The sequence below is a fragment of the Leptospira idonii genome (assembly GCF_004770995.1).
Taxonomy (GTDB): domain Bacteria; phylum Spirochaetota; class Leptospiria; order Leptospirales; family Leptospiraceae; genus Leptospira_A; species Leptospira_A idonii.
In genome coordinates this window covers 1-18,120 of the sequence record NZ_RQHW01000008.1, presented here as the reverse complement: position 1 = coordinate 18,120, position 18,120 = coordinate 1, and the positions used below count along the sequence as shown (strand labels likewise).

Here is an 18,120-nt window from a genome sequence, read left to right as displayed (position 1 = left end):
TTTTAGGGAAGATTAAAGAGCAGCTTTTGCGTTCTTAGCGATGTTCAAATACCAGCCGTTTACGTCGAAGTAAGTTTGACCACTCCATTCGAAGTTTGTTGCTTGTAAGTGATCGATACCTGTTGCGAACCAATAAGAAGGAGCTTCCCCTTTGTAAGTTCCCCATTTTTGAGAAGTCAATGGAACCACGCCGTCATTTGCTCCACCTAGTCCGTAGAAAATTCCACCTGCCCAAGTGATTGGGTGAGTCAATGCCATAAGTGGGTGTTGGATTAGGTCTGCCCAAGCCATTGCGTTACCGTATGAGTAGTATTTAATTCCGGAAACGTTAGGAGTAGAAGAGTTGAAAGAGTTTACATAGCTTACAGTAAGAGATTTTCCCATTGCGATTACGTCTTGAGGACGACCGTCACGATAAACCAATTTTGCGAGTAAGCTGAGTGCAGAGTTTGCGAAAGGTTGCAACCAAGAAGGAATCACTGCCAATACGATATCAGCAAGAGGAGCTCCTTTATGAAGGGAGTCAACTGTAGTAACGGTTGCGGTTTTAGTATTGAAACCTAAGTTTTTTACCATGTAACGAACTACTAGTCCACCTTGAGAGTGTCCTACCAATTGTACTTTAGAGCAACCGTTGGAGCTCATCCAAGAAGTCACTGCAGTTTTGATTTGGTCTGCGCGAACCGGAATGCTGTTTGCAGCGGAACTACCAGGAGTTGTTACTTTTGCACCTTGAGATCTAAGGTAACCATCTAATCCACCCCAGTATTTTACTAGGCCGGCAGCCAAACCTTTGGTGTCATCGAATCCTAAGATTCCGTGTACGAGTGCGATACACTGTCCATCCAATGGGCCTGCGAACAACCCAGATGGGAGTGCAAATGAAAGAGCGAAAATTCCTGCGAGTAGTTTTGTTTTCATATGTGGTTCCTTTTACCTTTCGGTTGTCAAATGTGTGTCAGAGTCATTTAATTTGTCAATAATTTTGAAATTATTTCTAATATTTTTCAATTTATGATTTTTCCCCTCTAACAAAGGCACATCGGAAATAAGAACGCCATTCAAATGCTACAGTTTGTATCGTAAGTGCACATATTTTTCAGGGAGTTACCTAAAGATGATGGATAGAACAGTGATCAGATAGCACTGCAAAAACACTTAGTTTGCAATGCACCATAATAAAGAATGCGGATCTGTTTTAAAAAAAATCAGAAAACAAAGGCAATAACGTTTTAGAACTCACCATATGATCTTCTCCCGCAAGCTCAGTAAACTTTGCATTGGGAATTGCAGCAGCTAACTTACAACCTACATCACGAATTCCTAATGGACTTTTTTCACCTACGATGATATGGATCGGTAAAGAGATATGTGCAACTCTTTCCAAAGGAGGAAGATCTTTCGTCAAACTGATGTCATATGATAAAGTGGGAGCCAATGCCTTCATTGTTTTCCAGCCGGGAAATAAAGGCAGTAGAAATACGAAAAATTTAGGCATTCCTATTCCTTTCAGAAAGGTTTTCATAGCAGACGAATCGTTTTTCACTTCTAACAAACTTTCGACTGTTTGTCTTAATTTTTCATACTCCCGTTTTTCTTCTTCATTATGAACATAGGAAGCATCGTAGATCACCACTTTGGCAACCTTATGTTTCAGACGAAGTGCCGCTTCCAAAGCAAGTACAGCACCGGAAGAATGGCCGTATAAAAATGCCTTCCCTCCCGCTGCATCGATCATCGCTTCGATATCTTCCACTTCTCTTTCTACGGAATAAGGAAGAGTGTTTCCGCTATCACCTCTGCCTCTCCGGTCGTAATTATATACTGTGAATCGAGTGGAGAAGGATTTCACATCTTCTCGGATAGGAAAAAAATTCCGAAAGCAACTAGCACCTGTAATATAAATGAGCGCAGGGCCGCTGCCGGTAACATCGTAAGCAAGAATGGTTCCGTCTTTGGATCGAGTGGTTCGCATATCCCTTGTTTCCTCGAGAGCCAAGTTTAAGGGAGAGATAAAACTCTTTCAACTATATGTTTTCATCAATTCGTATTTTATTTTTTACGAATTGATGATTTTTTTCATATAAGATGTTTTAACTCAACTTTCCAAGGGCAAGGAAGTCGGAAAAGATTTACGACTTCCTTAAAATAAGGAAGCAATAAAAGACAATTCATTGGTTGTCAGCATTGGTTGTCAGGGACTATTTGATTCATTAGCTATCGAAACGCCCCGGATCGACCGAGCGCCCTCGTCGAGGGAGAGCCGGATAAGGCGCCCAACAAACATATATAAAACTCTGATATTATCCTCATAATCGGGAGAGAGAGTTTCTAGCGGTGGCGAAGGCCAAGGATGGCCGAAGCAATTTCTTCTGTGCAAGGAGGCACAGAGAAATTGAGCTAGGAACGAATCTCGACTTAAATCTCTAAATCGCCAAGTCTGCGGATTCCTACCAATTGTATGCCGGGAAACAGTCCTTCCGACTCCTTTAAGTTGCCGTAAGGAAGAAACACTTTCGTGATTCCAATTCCCTGCAGTTCCTTCAAACGAAGAGTGATTTGACCGATGCTTCTCACTTCTCCCGAAAGACCTACTTCTCCTAAAAAACCGATTTGCCTGGAGATGGGTTTGTCCCGAAAGGAAGAGACGATGGATGCGGCAATGGCCAAATCCAAACTGGGTTCATCGATGCTGAGACCTCCCGCCAAATTGCTGAAGATATCGCTTTCGGAAAGAGGGATTCCCAAAAACTTTTCAATGACTGCCGCAAGCAAAATCACTCTTCGATTGTCTAATCCTTCCGCCATCCTTCTTGCCTGTCCAAAAGAAGACTTCGCAACAAGAGCCTGCACTTCCACGCTGATAGCGCGAGAGCCTTCCATTACGGAAGCAAGAACGCTGCCCGAACGTTCTTCCGTTTCGGGAGCAATGAACAATCTATGACGATCTAACACTTGTTTGAGCCCTTCGGGAGCCATCTCAAAAATGGCAGTATTTCCCACGGCACCGAATCTATTTTTCACTGCTCTTAAGATACGATAGTAATTGAGGCGGTCTCCTTCAAAATAAAGGACTGTATCTACCAAATGTTCCAAAGCTTTCGGACCTGCGATGGATCCGTCTTTTGTGATATGGCCGATTAAAAAAATAGGAATGCCTGTTCTTTTGGCTGTTTCCAAAAAGATCTGAGACGATTCTCTAAGCTGAGTGACACTGCCCGCTTGGTTTACCAAACTTTCTTTCATGATCGTTTGAATGGAATCAATGAAGACCACGGAAGGTTTCACTTCTGAAATCATATTTGAGATGTTTTCCGCATAGATTTCGGAAGAGAGAAGGATGTTTTCATTGTCCAGTCCCATCCTTTTGGCGCGCATTCCGATTTGAGAGGAAGATTCTTCCCCGGAAATGTACAAAACCTTGCCCGTGCCGGACAAACCTCTGGAAATTTCCAAAACCAAGGTGGACTTGCCCACCCCGGGCTCTCCTCCCACTAGAAGTAAACTTCCGGGAACAATTCCCCCACCTAACACCAGATCGAGTTCGGAAAACCCTGTGGAAAGACGATTCCACTTGGATTCTTCCACACGGTTGACAGGAACCGGTTCCGCATAACGTCTGTCCGAGGAAGTGGATTTGAATGAGGAAGAAGGTTCGAACCTTCCCCCTCCTCCAGGAACTTGTTCTTCTATGGAATTCCAATCTCCGCATTCGGAACATTTTCCCGCCCAGCGTTGGGACTGGGCACCGCAGGTTTTACAGAGAAAGACTTTGGCGGGGGGTTTTTTAGACATGGATCAATGTTCGAAGATATGAAACACTTCCAACAGATCCAACTCCACTTGCGTTTCTAAAAACTGAAAACATTTTTGGGCGATTTCGAATCTATTTTCACGAATCATCATTTCCGTGAGGATTTGTTCCAAAGAGATCAAATAACGCACGTCCGTCGACGCATAGTCTACTTGATCTTTGGTGAGGATTTTTTTACCCCAGTCGGAAGATTGGTTCTTTTTATCGATATTCTCTTCGAAAAACTCTCGGATCAGTTCTTTTAATCCGTGTTTGTCTGTGTATGTTCGGGCAAGTTTGCTTCCGATTTTGGTGCAGAATACATTTTTAACTTTGATTCCCAGTCTGGCACTGAGGAAGTTAAGATCCATACGTGCGAAATGAAAGATCTTAACGATGTCCGTAGACTCGAATAGTTTTTGAATTTTAGGTGCGTCTTTTTGTCCTGGGAGGATTTGAACGAGTGCCACTCGATTTTTAGAATCGGAAATCTGAACTACGCAGAGTCTGTCTCTGCGAGGATTGAGGCCCATCATTTCGCAATCGACAGCTAACCGGTCATCTTTCTTAAAGGCTTCAAAAAACTCATCACTGAGATCGCCTTGTAAAACAACAGGTTTTATAGTTGAACGTTTTTGGGTCATAATGGCTTACTATGGAATCACACCCAATAAAATCATCAAATAGATTTTTCAAAGATGAAAATTCAATACCGCATTTACGACTCTATCACAATTTCCCATTTCCAGCCTCTCAAACCGGGCAGTTTTATCAGCGAATGTAAAAAGTTCGAACTGCAAATCTCTACTTCCACGGAAGGCAAAGCAGGTACCACAATTTCTCCTAAATTGATTTGGAGAGAATCCACAAGACCCGATGTAGGATTCAGCATCGACTTTTTGGAAATCACTCTCGATCAAAAACCGGAAGGGAATGGTTTTCAAATCCTACAACAGGGATATCAATCCTGGTCTCTTACGAAAAAAATGAAACCGGAAGAACAAGATCTTTCTCCCAGACTTTCCTTCCTTCAATACTCTCAAGAGAACATCTATTCTGGTGAAAAAGGTAAGGCAGGATTATTCCTTTCCGAATACTTCCTACTTGCGTATAACAAAGAAAATAAGAACGGAATTTTATACGCTTCTTGGGACAGAGGAGATTTCGGAATCAAATTCGACATCCATCTAACACAAACAGGTGAAGTAGAATACGTATCAGCGATCTATGATATTTATTGTCTGCCGGACATACGTCCCAATGCGAAACTTTCCATCTCCAAAATCAAAATAGAAAGTTTCGTAGGTTCCCCGGAAGAAAAACTTTCCAAGTATTTCAAACATCTGGGAACGGAACTGAAAGCTCCCGCTTTCCCGAAAAAGGTTCCTACAGGATGGTGTTCCTGGTATTACTATTATACTAAAATCGATCAAAAGATCATTTTGGACAATCTTGCTAAGGTAAGAGAACTGAATCTCCCTGTGGAGTTTTTCCAAATCGATGACGGTTACCAAAAGGAAATCGGAGACTGGCTTGTCCCCAACGAAAAATTTCCGGGAGGGATGAGAATCCTTGCGGATGAAATCAAACGAGTGGGTCTCAAACCTGGAATTTGGCTGGCACCTTTTTTAGTCCGCAAAAAATCGGAATTCTTTCGCAAATATCCCGAAGCCATTTTAAAAGATGAAAAAGGAAAACCGGTTCCTGCCATTTATCAGCCGTTATGGGGGCTAGATGCTACCTATGCACTGGACATCACTCATCCTACCTCCCTTGCCTATTTGGAAAAAGTATTTTCCACGATCGTAAAGGAATGGGGATATCCTTATCTCAAGCTCGATTTTTTATTTGCGGGACTCCTTCCCGGAGAAACCTACAAAAAGAATCTTTCACCTCAAGCTCGTTACATGGAAGCGATGCAGATGATTCGAAAGGTAGTAGGCAAAAATACTTTTCTATTGGGATGCGGCGCTCCCATACTTCCTTCCGTAGGTTTTTTCGACGGAATGAGGATTTCCTGCGACGTAGCTCCTTTTTGGCATCCCGAAAAGTTAAGAACCTTTTTGAAGGATAGAAACGCTCTTTGTACCGAGACGGCACTCATCAACGATTTGACTCGTGCTTCTATGCACCGCAATCTTTGGCTCAACGATCCGGACTGCCTTCTTGTTCGTAAAAAAAGAAATAAAATGACAGAAGCACAAACCAAACTGATGGCTTCCGTGATGGCAGTATCAGGAGGAATGCTTCTTGTTTCCGACGATCTAACCAAACTGGAAATGGAAAGATTACAACTTCTGAAAAAAGCGTTTCAATTGAATTCGGAATGCCAAGGTTATACTCCTGTTCCTTTGGGAATCTTCGAAGAAGATTTTCCTCCTGCTCTTTACAATCCGTCCGGATATTTGGGGATTTGGAATTCCACGGAACAAACCAAAACAGTGCAAGTCCCTCTTCCTCCCGGGCTCAAACCCAAAGAACCTTTCTTGGATTTTTGGACAGGCACTCGCATCGACTGCAGTCTCTCCGAAAAAAAAGATCTTCTCTCAGTAGAACTTCCCGCTTTCGGCTCTGCAGTGATCTCAGTTTGAACTCTGGGAAATTAGGAAAAAACCTTGACCGAAGGGAAAGTTTGTCTATAGACTATTAGGCAAATTCTTTCCTTGAGGTTTGTATGTTCAAAACAAAACCGGTTCTTTTTCTGATTTCCCTTTTGGCGATCGTTTCCTTACACCAATGTTCTGTCTTTGATGCTGTTTCAGGTTCCGCTTCCAATTCCCTTTCACGTTTAGGATTCTCCCTTTCCGATTCCACATCGGCGCTAGTTACTTCGCTCAGCAAAAGTACATCCGGTATTTCCAAATCCTCTTCCGAAGATGATGAAGATAAAAAAAAGACAAGCGAATACAAGAGTGACGTAAGAACTGTTTTATCTTTGTATTATCAACATCCTTCCACTCAAGCAGACCTAGAAGCAGACTTGGCTTTGGTTGCAAAAGAATACGGACTTTCCAATTGGAAATCTCATCCTGCAACTTATATCGCCATCGGACAAGGTATGAAACAAGCGGGAGGAACCGTTTCCGATTTGGAAATCGTTGTTTCTAAAGTTTCTCGCAGCAACGAAACAGCGGCTCAATTGATTCAAGAAGGTTATTTATCTCGTTAATCTCCAAAGTATGGCGGCTTTCTGCCGCCGTTCTCTTTTTCCTTTCCACTCAAGTTTTTTCTTCGGAGAAAACAACCTCCCCTTCCCAATCCTCCGTCCACTTCATATATATCAATGCGAACTCAGGGCAGTCCAGCGGAGGCCATTTCGGAATTTTACTGGAAGACAAAGTATATCATCTGCAATATTCGGATAAAGACAAATTGTTTCATTTCGTACGCCAGCCTTGGGAAGATTTTAAACTTCATTATAATGTTTGGGAAAATCGTTCTTTGGAACTCTCCGAATTAAGGATTCTTTCCGAACAGTTCGAAACATTCAAATTAAAATGGGATGAAGTGTATCTGATCCAGAAAAAATGGATCGAAAACCAAAAAGAAATCAGAAGAGACAAAGAACTGCTCCAGTCTGTCTCGTTAGGAAATTCTCAAATTCCTATTGCCGGATTGGGATATTTCGAATCCGCCATAGATCCAAAACAAAACACTCCCTCTCCCGACTTACTAGCGTTCTACTGGACAGAAGAAGAAAAAGAATCGATCCGAAATGAAATTTTATCTTTAGAAAAAAGTACGGAAGATTTTCATCGAACCCTATTTCTCTCCCTTTCCGAAAAAGAGATGCAAACGGACGTTTCTATACCGCCGGAACTTTCTTCCATCGTCCCTCCTAAAAGGTATATTTCCGAAAAACAAAAATGGGAAAGTTGGGAACAAAAAAAGTTTTTTAGAAACTTTTTATTGAATCCGAGCAAACCGAATCTTTCCGAATTTTTCACATTGAACCAAAAAGAGGAATTTTTTCTTACGGAACAAGATAAATCCAAATTGAAGGAGTACCAAACCGAACTGGCGAAAAAGATCAAAGAATGCGTCCTAAGTTCCGATTGCGGAGGATGGGAAGAGATGACTCTCATCATACGAATGCAATCCAACTTACTTTCGTTAAATACAGGTTATTTCGTATTTCCTAAAAAAACGAAAACGATACCTATCTATTTGGATGAAGAATGGACGGAGATCCCCAAGTCCGTCTTGGATGAAAAAGGGAAAGAAGTTCTAACTTTATTCTCTTTGTCGAAACAAGTTTTTCTGGGAAAAAATTACAGTTCTCTCGCTTACAAAGAATGGGAAACTGTAGGTACCAAAATCAATTCCTTGCTGACAAAAGATTTCAATTTCGAAGAGATCGACCCTTATCCCAAATCGGAAGGTTTCATTCACAAAGAATTTTCTCAGGAACAAAGGCAAACAGCTAAGGAGATTTTGCCTGTTTTGGTAAAAAGAGAAGCTGATTTCAATTCATATCTTTCTCGGATTTACAAATACCATCTCATATATAAAAACTGCGCGAGCGAAATCTTCCGTTATATGAATCTGTTTTATCCGGACGAGGAAAAAAGAAATGAATTGTTAGGTGGCACAGTTTCAGACAGTCCTGCCTCCTTTTCTTTTATCCCTGCGGTGGCTTCGATACGGGTGCAGAAAAAACTCAGAATTCTCAAAGTCAGAAACATGCCTTCTTACAGAATTCTAAAAAAATCCCAGCTCACCGGAGGGTATTGGAAAGACATCCGGGAAGATTTCCGATTTTCCTCATCTTCCTACCGCGACAATCCTTACGACCATCCCTTTCTTTTTTTTACGGACGACACGATTGCACTCCGACCGATCTATGGTCTTACTAATCTCGTTTGGGGTTTGGGGAACGGAGCGGCAGGGGTGATCTATCTGCCCTTTGATAAGGGGAAACTTTTGAAAAAAAGCGGAGAGTCCGTTTTTTTCACAGTGCCCGAACTTTTCTTTTTCAATATCAGAAAAGGTTACTTTCCGTACGCAAATAAAGAGGATCTTCCTCCATCTTACTTCGAAAAGGTGCAAGACACAAAATGATATTTTTTCTATCCGCTCCCTATTTATTTTATATTCTTTTTGCTTTTATGGAAACTCCTCCCTGGTTCGTACTTCAAAGTAGAACGACTGTTGTAACGATTTCTTCCTTATTTTTGGCTTTGCAGATTCTGTTTCATTTTCAATCGGAAAAAATATCCTCATTTCTGAAAGATAGAATCGTTTGGGGAAAATCTCTCCCCTACCTATTGGCAGCCTACTTTCTATTCTCACTCCTCTTTCCTTTGGAGAATATGAATTGGGGAGACGGACTCATCCTTCTGGAAAACAGCTTTTTAGACGTAAAACTTTTCGGTTTCCAAGTGGCTTTGGACGAAGTGGGAAGCACCGTTTTCAACAGCCTCTTTTCCAGAACTTTACCTATGTTCGGCGAAGAAATAGATGCGAAACTTTCCTATCAACTCGTTTCCTATCTTTGCGGAATCGTTTTTTTACTGGGAATCGGTTGGTATCTTCCTTCCGAAAAAAGAGAGAACAGGGAACTTTCCGGAATTTTATTATTTCTAGTTTCAGGGGGCTCTTTGTTATTTTTCGGTTATGCGGAAAACTATGCCATACTCACTCTTCTTGTTTTATTTTTTCTGATCTGGACGAGGAAAGCCATTCTTGCCGACAAACAACCTATCTATATTTTGTTAGGTGCAACTCTCTGGGTATCCGTATGCATTTTATTTCATATCGTATCCGGCTATCTTGCCTTTGTTCTTCTGTACTTATGGCTTCGATTTTCTCCTAAGGAGGAAAAGTTACGTCATCTCCTCTATTGCAGCCTAGCGGGTTTTTCCGTTTTAGTCTTGGGATTCTCCTATTTTTTATTTTTCTCAGATCCTACCATCGATAGACAAAGCAGCCATATACTTCATCCTCCGTTTTATCCTTGGAGAAGAATGATTTCCATAGGACATACGAAAGATTTTTTTTCCGTTCTATGGTGGAACTGTTTTTTACCTGCTTATTTTTGTTTGGCGGTTTTTCTTTACCAAAAGGACAAATGGAAACAGATTCTTTCTCTTCCGGAAAACCGCATCTTTCTTTTTTCCATCCTCGGTTTCACCCTTCATGCATTGACCATGAACCCTCTTTTAGGATTCCCGGGAGATTGGGATATTATGGGAGTGTATTGGACTTCCTTTGCATTATTAGGGTGGGTTTTTTGGAAAGAAGTTCCTAGTTTGGCGTTTCGATTTCTGCCCTTACTTGCCTTTACCGGCATTTTGTTCGTTTGGAACGCACAAACCCTTTCGATCGTACCCGAAGACGACGAATCGGAGAGAGTCTTCACAAAAGAATTGGTTGTCGCTTATTCTGAGTTAAATGGCAAGAAGATAGGTTCTCTCCCAAAAGGAGATAAAAAATTCTTCTCTAAGATGGATTTCTTTTTCTTTAAAGCCTATCTTGTTACGGAAAGAATCTGTCCTTTTTCGGAGAAGGAACAAATTCTTTCCGAACTAAAATCGTTAAGAGAGGAATTTCAATCGGCTTACGATAGAAAATTGGCAAAAGATAAAACTTGGTATAAGGATTTCATCACACGAGCGACGGAAACGAATACCAAATATGTTAAATCTCTAAAAGCAAATAAGCTATGTCATCACCGGCTTTAGAAGAAGAAACCAAATAGTTCGTATAGGTTTCAATTTCCTTTTTCATGGAGTCGATTCGCAAAGCCCCTCCAGGAAGATGAGTGAGAGTCTGCACCAAAGGATGGGAAGTGGAACCGAGCAAACCGTCGGAATACAAAAACAACACATCCCCTTCTTCTACGGAAATTTCTTTCTCTCCGAATTCGATCGAATCCAAAATTCCTAAAAGCTGCCCCGAATTTTCCTGAAGCAGTTCCGTATCCAAAGAATTTCGTTTGAACACGATAGGGAAAGGATGTCCCCCTCTCGCATACACGATCGTTTTTTTGGCATGATCCACAAGTATGCTTACAGCCGTCATACTATGAGTTCCGATTTCCCTGCAAAGCTCATGGTTGAGCCGCGTGAGAAGATTGCCCGGATGGATGGATGTGTTACGTGCGATTTCCCTGTGGATGGTGGTCATTAAAATTGCGATGAGACCGGAAGTGACCCCATGCCCTTCGATGTCCCCCATAAGGATCAAAGTTTTATCTTCATCCACAGCGATTGCCTGATAAAAATCACCGGATACGAAACGTACGGGAACTACTTCCGCATAGATTTTTTTCTTCAGTTTGGGAAGTTGCATCGTTTTCGATTGGATGCGTGCGGCAAGTCTCAAATCCCTTGTGATCGCCTCGTCCTGAGATTCCTTATCTTTTAGAAAATTGTAATACTCGAAAGACCTGGCGATGGCAGCTTCCACAGATTTTAAGTGGAACGGTTTTAAGATAAAATCCGCAGCTCTATGATATAAAGAAGAAACGACCGTTTGTATGTCTCTTTCTCCCGTCATCATCAACACCTGGGTTTTGGCATCGATGGCCTTGATTTTGGGGAGCACATCCAATCCGGAAATCATCGGCATGTTCACGTCCAAAAACACGATCGGATTGAGTTCTCTTTCGAAGTATTCCAATCCTTGGGAAGGATTTGTGAAATACCTCACGTAATAACCCAATCCGTTGATGAGCAGCTCCAAGGTTTCACAAATTTCGGAGTCGTCGTCTATAATCAAAATTTCAGGTTTAAAGGAGTAATCAGCCATATTCTTTCTTTTTATTACTTAAACTTAGTTTTCGAATTCAAAGTAAATTTAAGTTTTTGTTTGATTTCTTCTACTTTTTTAAAATAAGAATCTTGGAAAACCTTCTTTTCCAAATAAATATCGGTACAGGAGATCATTTCCCCGTACTTCCATTCATAAGGTTCTCCCGATTCGAAACAAACTTTGTTTTTGTGAATGAGGGAGGAAAGCTGTCTCAGATTCGTTCCTTTAAAAGATCGGATGAGCGCACGAAATGTACCTTCTTTTTCGGGATCGATGAATCTGAATTTTCTAGAAAATAAAGCTGCGTCATGAAAATACTCTGGCACATTGAAGGCCCCGGAAGTGCCCAACCTCTGGGACAAAAGCCGTATAAAGTCGGTGATCTCGTTCAACACGTTCAAGCCGGGATATTCCTGGCCGAAATAAAGCTCTTTTTTCAACTTCGATCCGGCAAAGTTCAGATTCTGAGTTAAAAGCCAGTCGATATAGACCATGGGAAATTCCTCGTCGTCCCCTTTTAGGTGGAATTGGGAAACCTTCAAACGCATATGCACTAGAATTTTATTATTTTTCGTTTTGATGTAAACTCGATTGTCGAAGTCGTTCAAAACCTCTATGGAAAGAACCGAATCGGGAAACCCTCTGGACTGAACCGCTTTCAAAAGTCCTGACTCTAACAATAGTTCTTCTACTTCTTGCTGACGAAACCGGTTGAAAAGCCTCGGTTCCATATTTAAGGAAGTGTTCAGTTCACGAGAAACATCAACTAACGAAAGTTCGTCTAAATTCAACCATTCCGTACTTTCTTTCTTTTTATCCGTGGAAGAAAACACATTCATTATTTTTCACCGAAGGCTGCTATCGTGTTGAAATGAATTTCAACAGTATCCCTGAAATCTCTCGCATAACCGCCGGCGAGAGTGATCACGCAGGGAGCACCTATTTCCTCACAATACTTTCTCACTATCTTATCTCTTTCTTTTAAACCCTTCATGGAGATTTTCAATTCTCCCAAGGAGTCGTCCTCATAAGGATCCGCACCTGCCAGATAGTATACAATAGACGGATCAAATTCCTTCTTTATTCGACTCAATGACTCGTAAAGCGAAGATAAATAGAAATCGTCTTTTGTTCCAGGCTCCAGATGAACGTCCAGATTCGAATCCTCCTTTTTGGGATATATATTTCCCTGATGCATCGAAAACGTGTAAACATTGTCATCATATTGAAAAATATAAGAATTACCGTTTCCTTGATGCAAATCCAAGTCGACTATGACCGCTTTCCTGTTAGGGAAACTTTCTCTCGATTTTCGGATCGCAATCGCTATATCGTTCAGATAACAAAAACCCTCCGCTCTGTCGGGAAAACTATGATGATACCCTCCCCCCATATTGAATGCAAACGAGTGTTTATTGGTTAATTCCGTTGCAAGAATGGTGCCGCCCACTCCGTAACTAAAACTTTCCACAATGCTCCTGTTCAAAGGAAGTTCGGAATACATGGTTCTGGCTGTATGATCGTAGCTGAATAAATCGTCCAAGTATTCTTTCGTATGAACCAGTTCCAAATCATGTTCTTCCGCCATCTTTGGAGGAAGAATATCAAAACTCGCATAAACCGGGTCACGTTTGACTCGATTGTACAGGTGAGAATACTTATGTGCAGGAAAAATATGACCGGGTAATTCGAGGTTGTACTGAGAATGATAAATGAGAGCTAAACCGTTAGAAACCATTGGCTATATTTTGAGTTGAAACTTGCCCTAAGTCAAATCAATCCGTGCAATTTGCTTGCAGGTTTACTAAAAAAGAGTAAGATTCGCCTATGCCTGAAGATAGAAAGCTTCCTACGAAAAGAACCAAAATCATCTGCACCATCGGTCCCGCTTCCGCAAACAAAGAAACGATTCTAAATCTAATTTATTCCGGAATGGATATGGCGCGAATGAACTTTTCTCATTCGACTCACGAATACCACAAGGAGATTTACGAACTCCTCAGAGAATGCGAACAGGAGGCAGGTACTCCCATCGGGATCTTAGCCGATTTGCAAGGCCCCAAAATCAGGACGGGGAAACTTGCCAACGGCCCGATCGAACTGAAAACAGGAGACAGTTTTTATATTAATAACAAGGCCGATTTTTTAGGCACGAAGGAAGAGATCGGCTGTACTTATCAATATATTTTAAACGATATTGAGGCGGGGCATAAGCTTCTAGTAGACGACGGTAAACTTTCTTTCTTAGTGAAATCAAAAACGAAAGAAAGAGCTCTTTTAGAAACCGTTATCGGAGGAACTTTAAAAGATAACAAGGGAATCAATCTGCCAGGTACTCCCATCTCAGCACCTGCATTGTCCGAAAAAGATATAGAAGATCTACAATTCGCTTTAGGATTGGGAGTGGATTACATTGCCCTTTCCTTTGTTAGACGAGCCTCCGATTTGGAATACGCACGCCAATTTATGAAGGAAAGTTTCGCAGGTCTCATCGCAAAAATAGAGAGACCGGAAGCGATTCAAAACATAGAAGAAATCATCGACGCTTGCGACGGAGTGATGATTGCCAGAGGAGACCTGGGAGTGGAATTGGACAGCCAATACGTTCCCATCATCCAAAAGGAAATGATCACTAAACTCAATCAAAAAGGAAAACCTGTCATCACCGCCACACAAATGTTAGAGACCATGATCGATAACCCCAGACCGACTAGAGCGGAAGCAAGCGATGTGGCAAATGCAGTGATGGACGGGACCGATGCGGTAATGTTATCCGGGGAAACCGCGTCAGGGAAGTATCCTGTGGAAACTGTTGCCACAATGACACGAATCATCCAAGCTGCGGAAGATTCCCATATCCATCTCATTCACTTGAGGCAAATGGATCGAACCGTATTGGAAGTGGAAAGAACCGCTCTAGGAAACGCTGCAGAAACGATCGCACGATCCATCAATGCAAAAGCCATCATTAACTTCACAAGATCGGGATACTCTTCTCTTTTGTCCTCGGAGTTTCGTCCCATCAAACCGATCTATTCCTTCACTCCTTTTTTAGGAACCTCAAGAAAGATGAAACTCTATTGGGGGGTGGAACCTTATGTGATGCCTATGATGGATAAATTCCCCGATATGATCGCATTTATGAGCAAAACCTTAAAAGCGGAAGGCAAACTTTCTTCGGGAGATACTGTGGTGATCCTTTCCGGAGCGCCCGGTTCCGTGGCACAGACTGTGGACTTCATTCAAATCCATAGAATCAAATAAGACATATAGAGTTGCGTCGTTAACGGACGGATTTATCAGCAACATGTTTGGCGGCGATCGTAGAAGTGGTCCATGCGTTTTGAAAATTGAAACCGCCGGTGATTCCGTCGATGTCGATCGTTTCTCCCACAAAATAAAGATCCGAAACCTGTTTGCTTTGCATGGTACGAAAATCGATTTCCTTTCTGGAAATCCCGCCTGCAGTGACGAACTCTTCTTTAAAAACCCCCTTAGATGCCATTCTAAATTTGGATCTGCAAATGATTTCCGAAAGAGATCGTACCTCTTGTTTGGAAACATCCGCCCAACGTTTGTCAGATGAGATGTTGAGAGTTTCCAGAAACCATTCCCAGAGCCGAGAGGGAATTTCTTCCCATTTTTTATTGGCAATTTTGGAGTTTTTAAATTCGGATTTGAATCCTAAAAAAGAATTTTCTAACTCCTGCAATGTGACCGGATAAATCCAATTCACTTCCAGATCGGTTTGATAGTTCAATTCGAATAAAGTTCTCGCTTCCCAAGCGGAAAGCCTAAGTGCACAAGGACCGCTGAATCCCCAATGAGTGATGAGAAGAGGGCCCGTTTGTATTTTACCTTTCGGTAGAATGCGAAGAGATGCGTTCGGAACGGAAAGCCCAGAAAGTCCGATGAGGCCGGTATTCTCCAAAGCCAAAGTGAACAAAGAAGGAACAGGAGAAACGATTTTGTGTCCTAATGCCTCCATCCAATTCCAAACTTTTTTATTGGAACCTGTTGCAACGACAACTGAGTCGAAATAGAGTTCATGACCCGTATCCAAAAGAATGCGAAATTTTCCTTTCTCGGAATTCTCATCAACAAACACGGAAGAGACGCCAGTCTCTAATCGAAGGTCTATGCTCTTTTTTTTGATCTCAGTCAGAAAACAATCGATGATCGTTTGAGAGTCGTCCGTAACGGGGAACATTCTACCATCCGATTCCGCTTTCAAAACAACTCCTCTTTTCGCAAACCAATCCGCAGTATCTTTGGGTTGGAAGGATTCGAAAGCCCAACGCAGTTCTTTTTCCCCTCTAGGATATTTTAAGGATAGAAGTTCGGGATCGTATAAATGATGAGTGACATTACAGCGGCCTCCTCCGGAAATTTTAACTTTGGAAAGTGGCTCTTTCGATTTTTCGAATATTGTGACGGATATATTTTGTTTTCCGAATTCTTTGGCTTGGATTGCGGAAAAACAACCGGAAGCGCCGCCGCCTAATATTGCCAAACGATGCATTAATTTACAAATTAAGACAAGACTCGATTCCGAATAGAATTTATTTCCCTTTTTTCGTTCTAAAAAGCTGGATGAAATCGAATGAAAAAGTAAAATAGTAAACCATGCAGAAAATCGACAGTTCTTCCAGCGCTTTCAAAGAGATTATCCTCAGCTTTCTCAAACTCGGACTCACATCTTTCGGAGGGCCCATTGCCCACATAGGATACTTTCATCATGAATTCGTAATAAAGAAAAAATGGATCGATGAAAAAACTTTCGTAGAACTTACCGCTCTCTGTCAGTTTCTTCCCGGACCGGCAAGCAGCCAATTAGGAATGGCAATCGGATATATTCGCGGAAAATTTTGGGGAAGTTTAATCGCTTGGCTTTTATTCACTCTTCCTTCCGCTATTTTAATGTTAGCTGTCTATATAGGAATCTCCGGTTTTGCCAACGATAAAACCGAATTTATCATCCAAGGTCTGCAAATCGCAGCAGTCACGATCGTTCTGCATGCAGTCGCAAATATGGCTATCCGTTTTTCAAATACCGCCGCAAAGGCGAGTATCTCCGTATTTACGATGGTCGCTTGTATTTTGATCCCTTTTACCTTTCTTCAAGTGATTTTAATCCTGCTTTCTGGAATTCTTGGAAAGTTTATTTTCACAGAAGCCGAATCAGCAGATGCAAACACTGCGAATGCGAGTGTAAAAATCCCCAAGTCCAGCATAGTGATGTTCGTTTTGTTTTTTATGCTGCTGCTTCTTTTGCCGATCTTTTCCCGAATTTACGAAAATACTTCCCTCTCTATCTTTGAAAGTTTTTATACTGCAGGTTCCTTAGTATTCGGCGGCGGCCATGTAGTGCTTCCTTTTTTGGAGAGTGAAGTGGTTTCCCGTTTCGGAGTTTCTCAAGATGTTTTTATGGCGGGTTACGGAGCGGCGCAAGCGGTGCCCGGACCTCTCTTCGCATTTTCCTCTTATTTAGGAGCGGCAGTAACGAAAGAATATATGTATCTTCATAGTTCTTTGGCTTTGACAGCGATCTTTCTTCCTTCCTTTTTACTGATCTTAGCTGCCTTGCCGGTTTGGGAAAAATGGAAATCGTATGCGTTTATGAAATCGGCCATGATAGCAATTAACGCCTGTGTGGTGGGAATTTTAGCGGCCGCATTGTATCAACCGATTTGGAGCCATTCCATTCGAAACAAGGAAGATTTTAGTTTGATGGTTCTTTTGTTTCTGGCACTCCAGTTCTGGAAACTACCGTCTTGGTCCGTCATCATCCTAGCGGTCGGTGTCAAAACAGCATTCCATTTTATTTCATAATTAGAATATAAGCGATCACCATTGACCGGTATTCGCCATCGACGCCCAAGGTTCTTTGGGAGGAAGAGCGGCACCTTTTTGCAAAAGTTCGATAGAGATAGAATCAGGAGAACGAAGAAACGCCATACGTCCGTCCCTAGGTGGCCGGTTGATGACCACTCCGCTTGCAGCGATTCTTTCGCAAGTCTCATAGATATGATCGACTTCAAATGCAAGGTGTCCGAAATTTCTGCCAGTAGTATAAGCTTCCTTCTGATCCCAGTTATACGTCAGTTCGATCTCCGGAGCATTCGGCTCTCCTGTAGATAAAAACACGAGTGTGTATTTGCCGTCGGAATGATCCGTTCTGCGAGTCACTTGCAGCCCCAAAATCCCTACAAAAAAATCCAATGCGGCATCCAAATCCAAAACTCGAATCATAGCATGTAAGTATTTCATATTTTACAGATCAGAGGAGAGAAAAGAAGAGTCAACCAAAGAACCTCCGATTATTTGAAGTTAAATGGCAAAAAGGTGAAAGAAATTTGAAAAAATTTTGCAAAATCGTGCAATAAAGCGACAAACCTTGCAAGTTGTGATAGAGGCAAGGGGAGGGAAAGCCCACAAGGCCCGCCTCCACCACCCTATTCAGGGCGGGGGCGAACTGGAGTTCCTACAATAATTCGGACAGAAAAATCAAGCAATCCTTTGATCATATATCTTACGAAATTCCATAGGACTTGTAAAGTCCAAAGTAGAAT

15 protein-coding genes are annotated in these 18,120 nt (G+C 41.9%); 6 read left to right on the top strand and 9 right to left on the bottom strand.

Annotated features, from left to right (window positions below):
* Positions 1-12: 12 nt before the first annotated feature.
* The 4 genes from EHS15_RS02030 to EHS15_RS02015 form a co-directional block, all read right to left on the bottom strand.
* Positions 13-921: an esterase/lipase family protein gene (locus tag EHS15_RS02030; RefSeq protein ID WP_135758876.1), complete on the bottom strand. Its 909-nt coding sequence runs from the start codon at positions 919-921 to the stop codon at positions 13-15.
* A gap of 277 nt (positions 922-1,198) precedes the next feature.
* The gene (locus EHS15_RS02025; RefSeq protein ID WP_135758875.1) at positions 1,199-1,975 is read right to left on the bottom strand and encodes an alpha/beta fold hydrolase; all 777 of its coding nucleotides are present in this window, start codon (positions 1,973-1,975) and stop codon (positions 1,199-1,201) included.
* 443 nt (positions 1,976-2,418) lie between these two features.
* Entirely contained in the window at positions 2,419-3,795 is a 1,377-nt protein-coding gene (gene radA, locus EHS15_RS02020) for a DNA repair protein RadA (protein ID WP_135758874.1), read from the bottom strand.
* Positions 3,796-3,798: 3 nt separating this feature from the next.
* Complete coding sequence (locus tag EHS15_RS02015) at positions 3,799-4,437, bottom strand: ribonuclease D (RefSeq protein WP_135758873.1); 639 nt, start codon at positions 4,435-4,437, stop codon at positions 3,799-3,801.
* 54 nt (positions 4,438-4,491) lie between these two features.
* On the opposite strand from EHS15_RS02015, the gene EHS15_RS02010 reads away from it, so the two are divergent.
* From EHS15_RS02010 to EHS15_RS01995, 4 genes are all read left to right on the top strand, one after another.
* Positions 4,492-6,384, top strand: coding sequence for a glycoside hydrolase family 36 protein (locus EHS15_RS02010; RefSeq protein WP_135758872.1), 1,893 nt, complete (start codon positions 4,492-4,494; stop codon positions 6,382-6,384).
* A gap of 83 nt (positions 6,385-6,467) precedes the next feature.
* Positions 6,468-6,962 carry a putative lipoprotein gene (locus EHS15_RS02005; RefSeq protein WP_135758871.1) on the top strand — a complete coding sequence of 165 codons (495 nt, stop codon included), beginning with the start codon at positions 6,468-6,470 and terminating at the stop codon, positions 6,960-6,962.
* A gap of 203 nt (positions 6,963-7,165) precedes the next feature.
* Positions 7,166-8,854, top strand: a complete 1,689-nt coding sequence (locus EHS15_RS02000; RefSeq protein WP_135758870.1) for a hypothetical protein — start codon at positions 7,166-7,168, stop codon at positions 8,852-8,854.
* Positions 8,851-10,476: a dolichyl-phosphate-mannose--protein mannosyltransferase gene (locus EHS15_RS01995; protein WP_135758869.1), complete on the top strand. Its 1,626-nt coding sequence runs from the start codon at positions 8,851-8,853 to the stop codon at positions 10,474-10,476. The genes EHS15_RS02000 and EHS15_RS01995 overlap by 4 nt, the downstream gene beginning before the upstream one ends.
* On the opposite strand, the gene EHS15_RS01990 is transcribed toward EHS15_RS01995, so the two are convergent.
* Genes EHS15_RS01990 through EHS15_RS01980 form a run of 3 tightly spaced genes read right to left on the bottom strand, consistent with a single transcriptional unit; the run spans position 10,433 to position 13,286 of the window.
* Positions 10,433-11,545 (bottom strand): SpoIIE family protein phosphatase, encoded by a 1,113-nt coding sequence (locus EHS15_RS01990; RefSeq protein ID WP_135758868.1) that lies wholly within the window; start codon positions 11,543-11,545, stop codon positions 10,433-10,435. The two genes, EHS15_RS01995 and EHS15_RS01990, sit on opposite strands and share 44 nt — an antisense overlap.
* A gap of 14 nt (positions 11,546-11,559) precedes the next feature.
* On the bottom strand, positions 11,560-12,387 hold the full coding sequence (locus EHS15_RS01985; RefSeq protein WP_135758867.1) for a hypothetical protein: 828 nt from the start codon (positions 12,385-12,387) through the stop codon (positions 11,560-11,562).
* Entirely contained in the window at positions 12,387-13,286 is a 900-nt protein-coding gene (locus tag EHS15_RS01980) for a histone deacetylase family protein (protein WP_135758866.1), read from the bottom strand. The genes EHS15_RS01985 and EHS15_RS01980 overlap by 1 nt, the downstream gene beginning before the upstream one ends.
* Positions 13,287-13,375: 89 nt before the next feature.
* Here EHS15_RS01980 and pyk point away from each other — a divergent pair, with 89 nt between their 5' ends.
* The gene (pyk, locus tag EHS15_RS01975) at positions 13,376-14,812 is read left to right on the top strand and encodes a pyruvate kinase (RefSeq protein WP_135758865.1); all 1,437 of its coding nucleotides are present in this window, start codon (positions 13,376-13,378) and stop codon (positions 14,810-14,812) included.
* A 19-nt stretch (positions 14,813-14,831) separates the two neighbouring features.
* Here pyk and EHS15_RS01970 read toward each other — a convergent pair whose 3' ends face one another.
* A complete protein-coding gene (locus EHS15_RS01970; protein ID WP_135758864.1) occupies positions 14,832-16,070 on the bottom strand; it encodes a BaiN/RdsA family NAD(P)/FAD-dependent oxidoreductase in 1,239 nt (412 codons plus the stop codon).
* 104 nt (positions 16,071-16,174) lie between these two features.
* Here EHS15_RS01970 and chrA point away from each other — a divergent pair, with 104 nt between their 5' ends.
* Positions 16,175-17,380 (top strand): chromate efflux transporter, encoded by a 1,206-nt coding sequence (chrA, locus tag EHS15_RS01965; RefSeq protein ID WP_135758863.1) that lies wholly within the window; start codon positions 16,175-16,177, stop codon positions 17,378-17,380.
* A 15-nt stretch (positions 17,381-17,395) separates the two neighbouring features.
* On the opposite strand, the gene EHS15_RS01960 is transcribed toward chrA, so the two are convergent.
* The gene (locus tag EHS15_RS01960) at positions 17,396-17,818 is read right to left on the bottom strand and encodes a VOC family protein (RefSeq protein ID WP_135758862.1); all 423 of its coding nucleotides are present in this window, start codon (positions 17,816-17,818) and stop codon (positions 17,396-17,398) included.
* Positions 17,819-18,120: the final 302 nt, after the last annotated feature.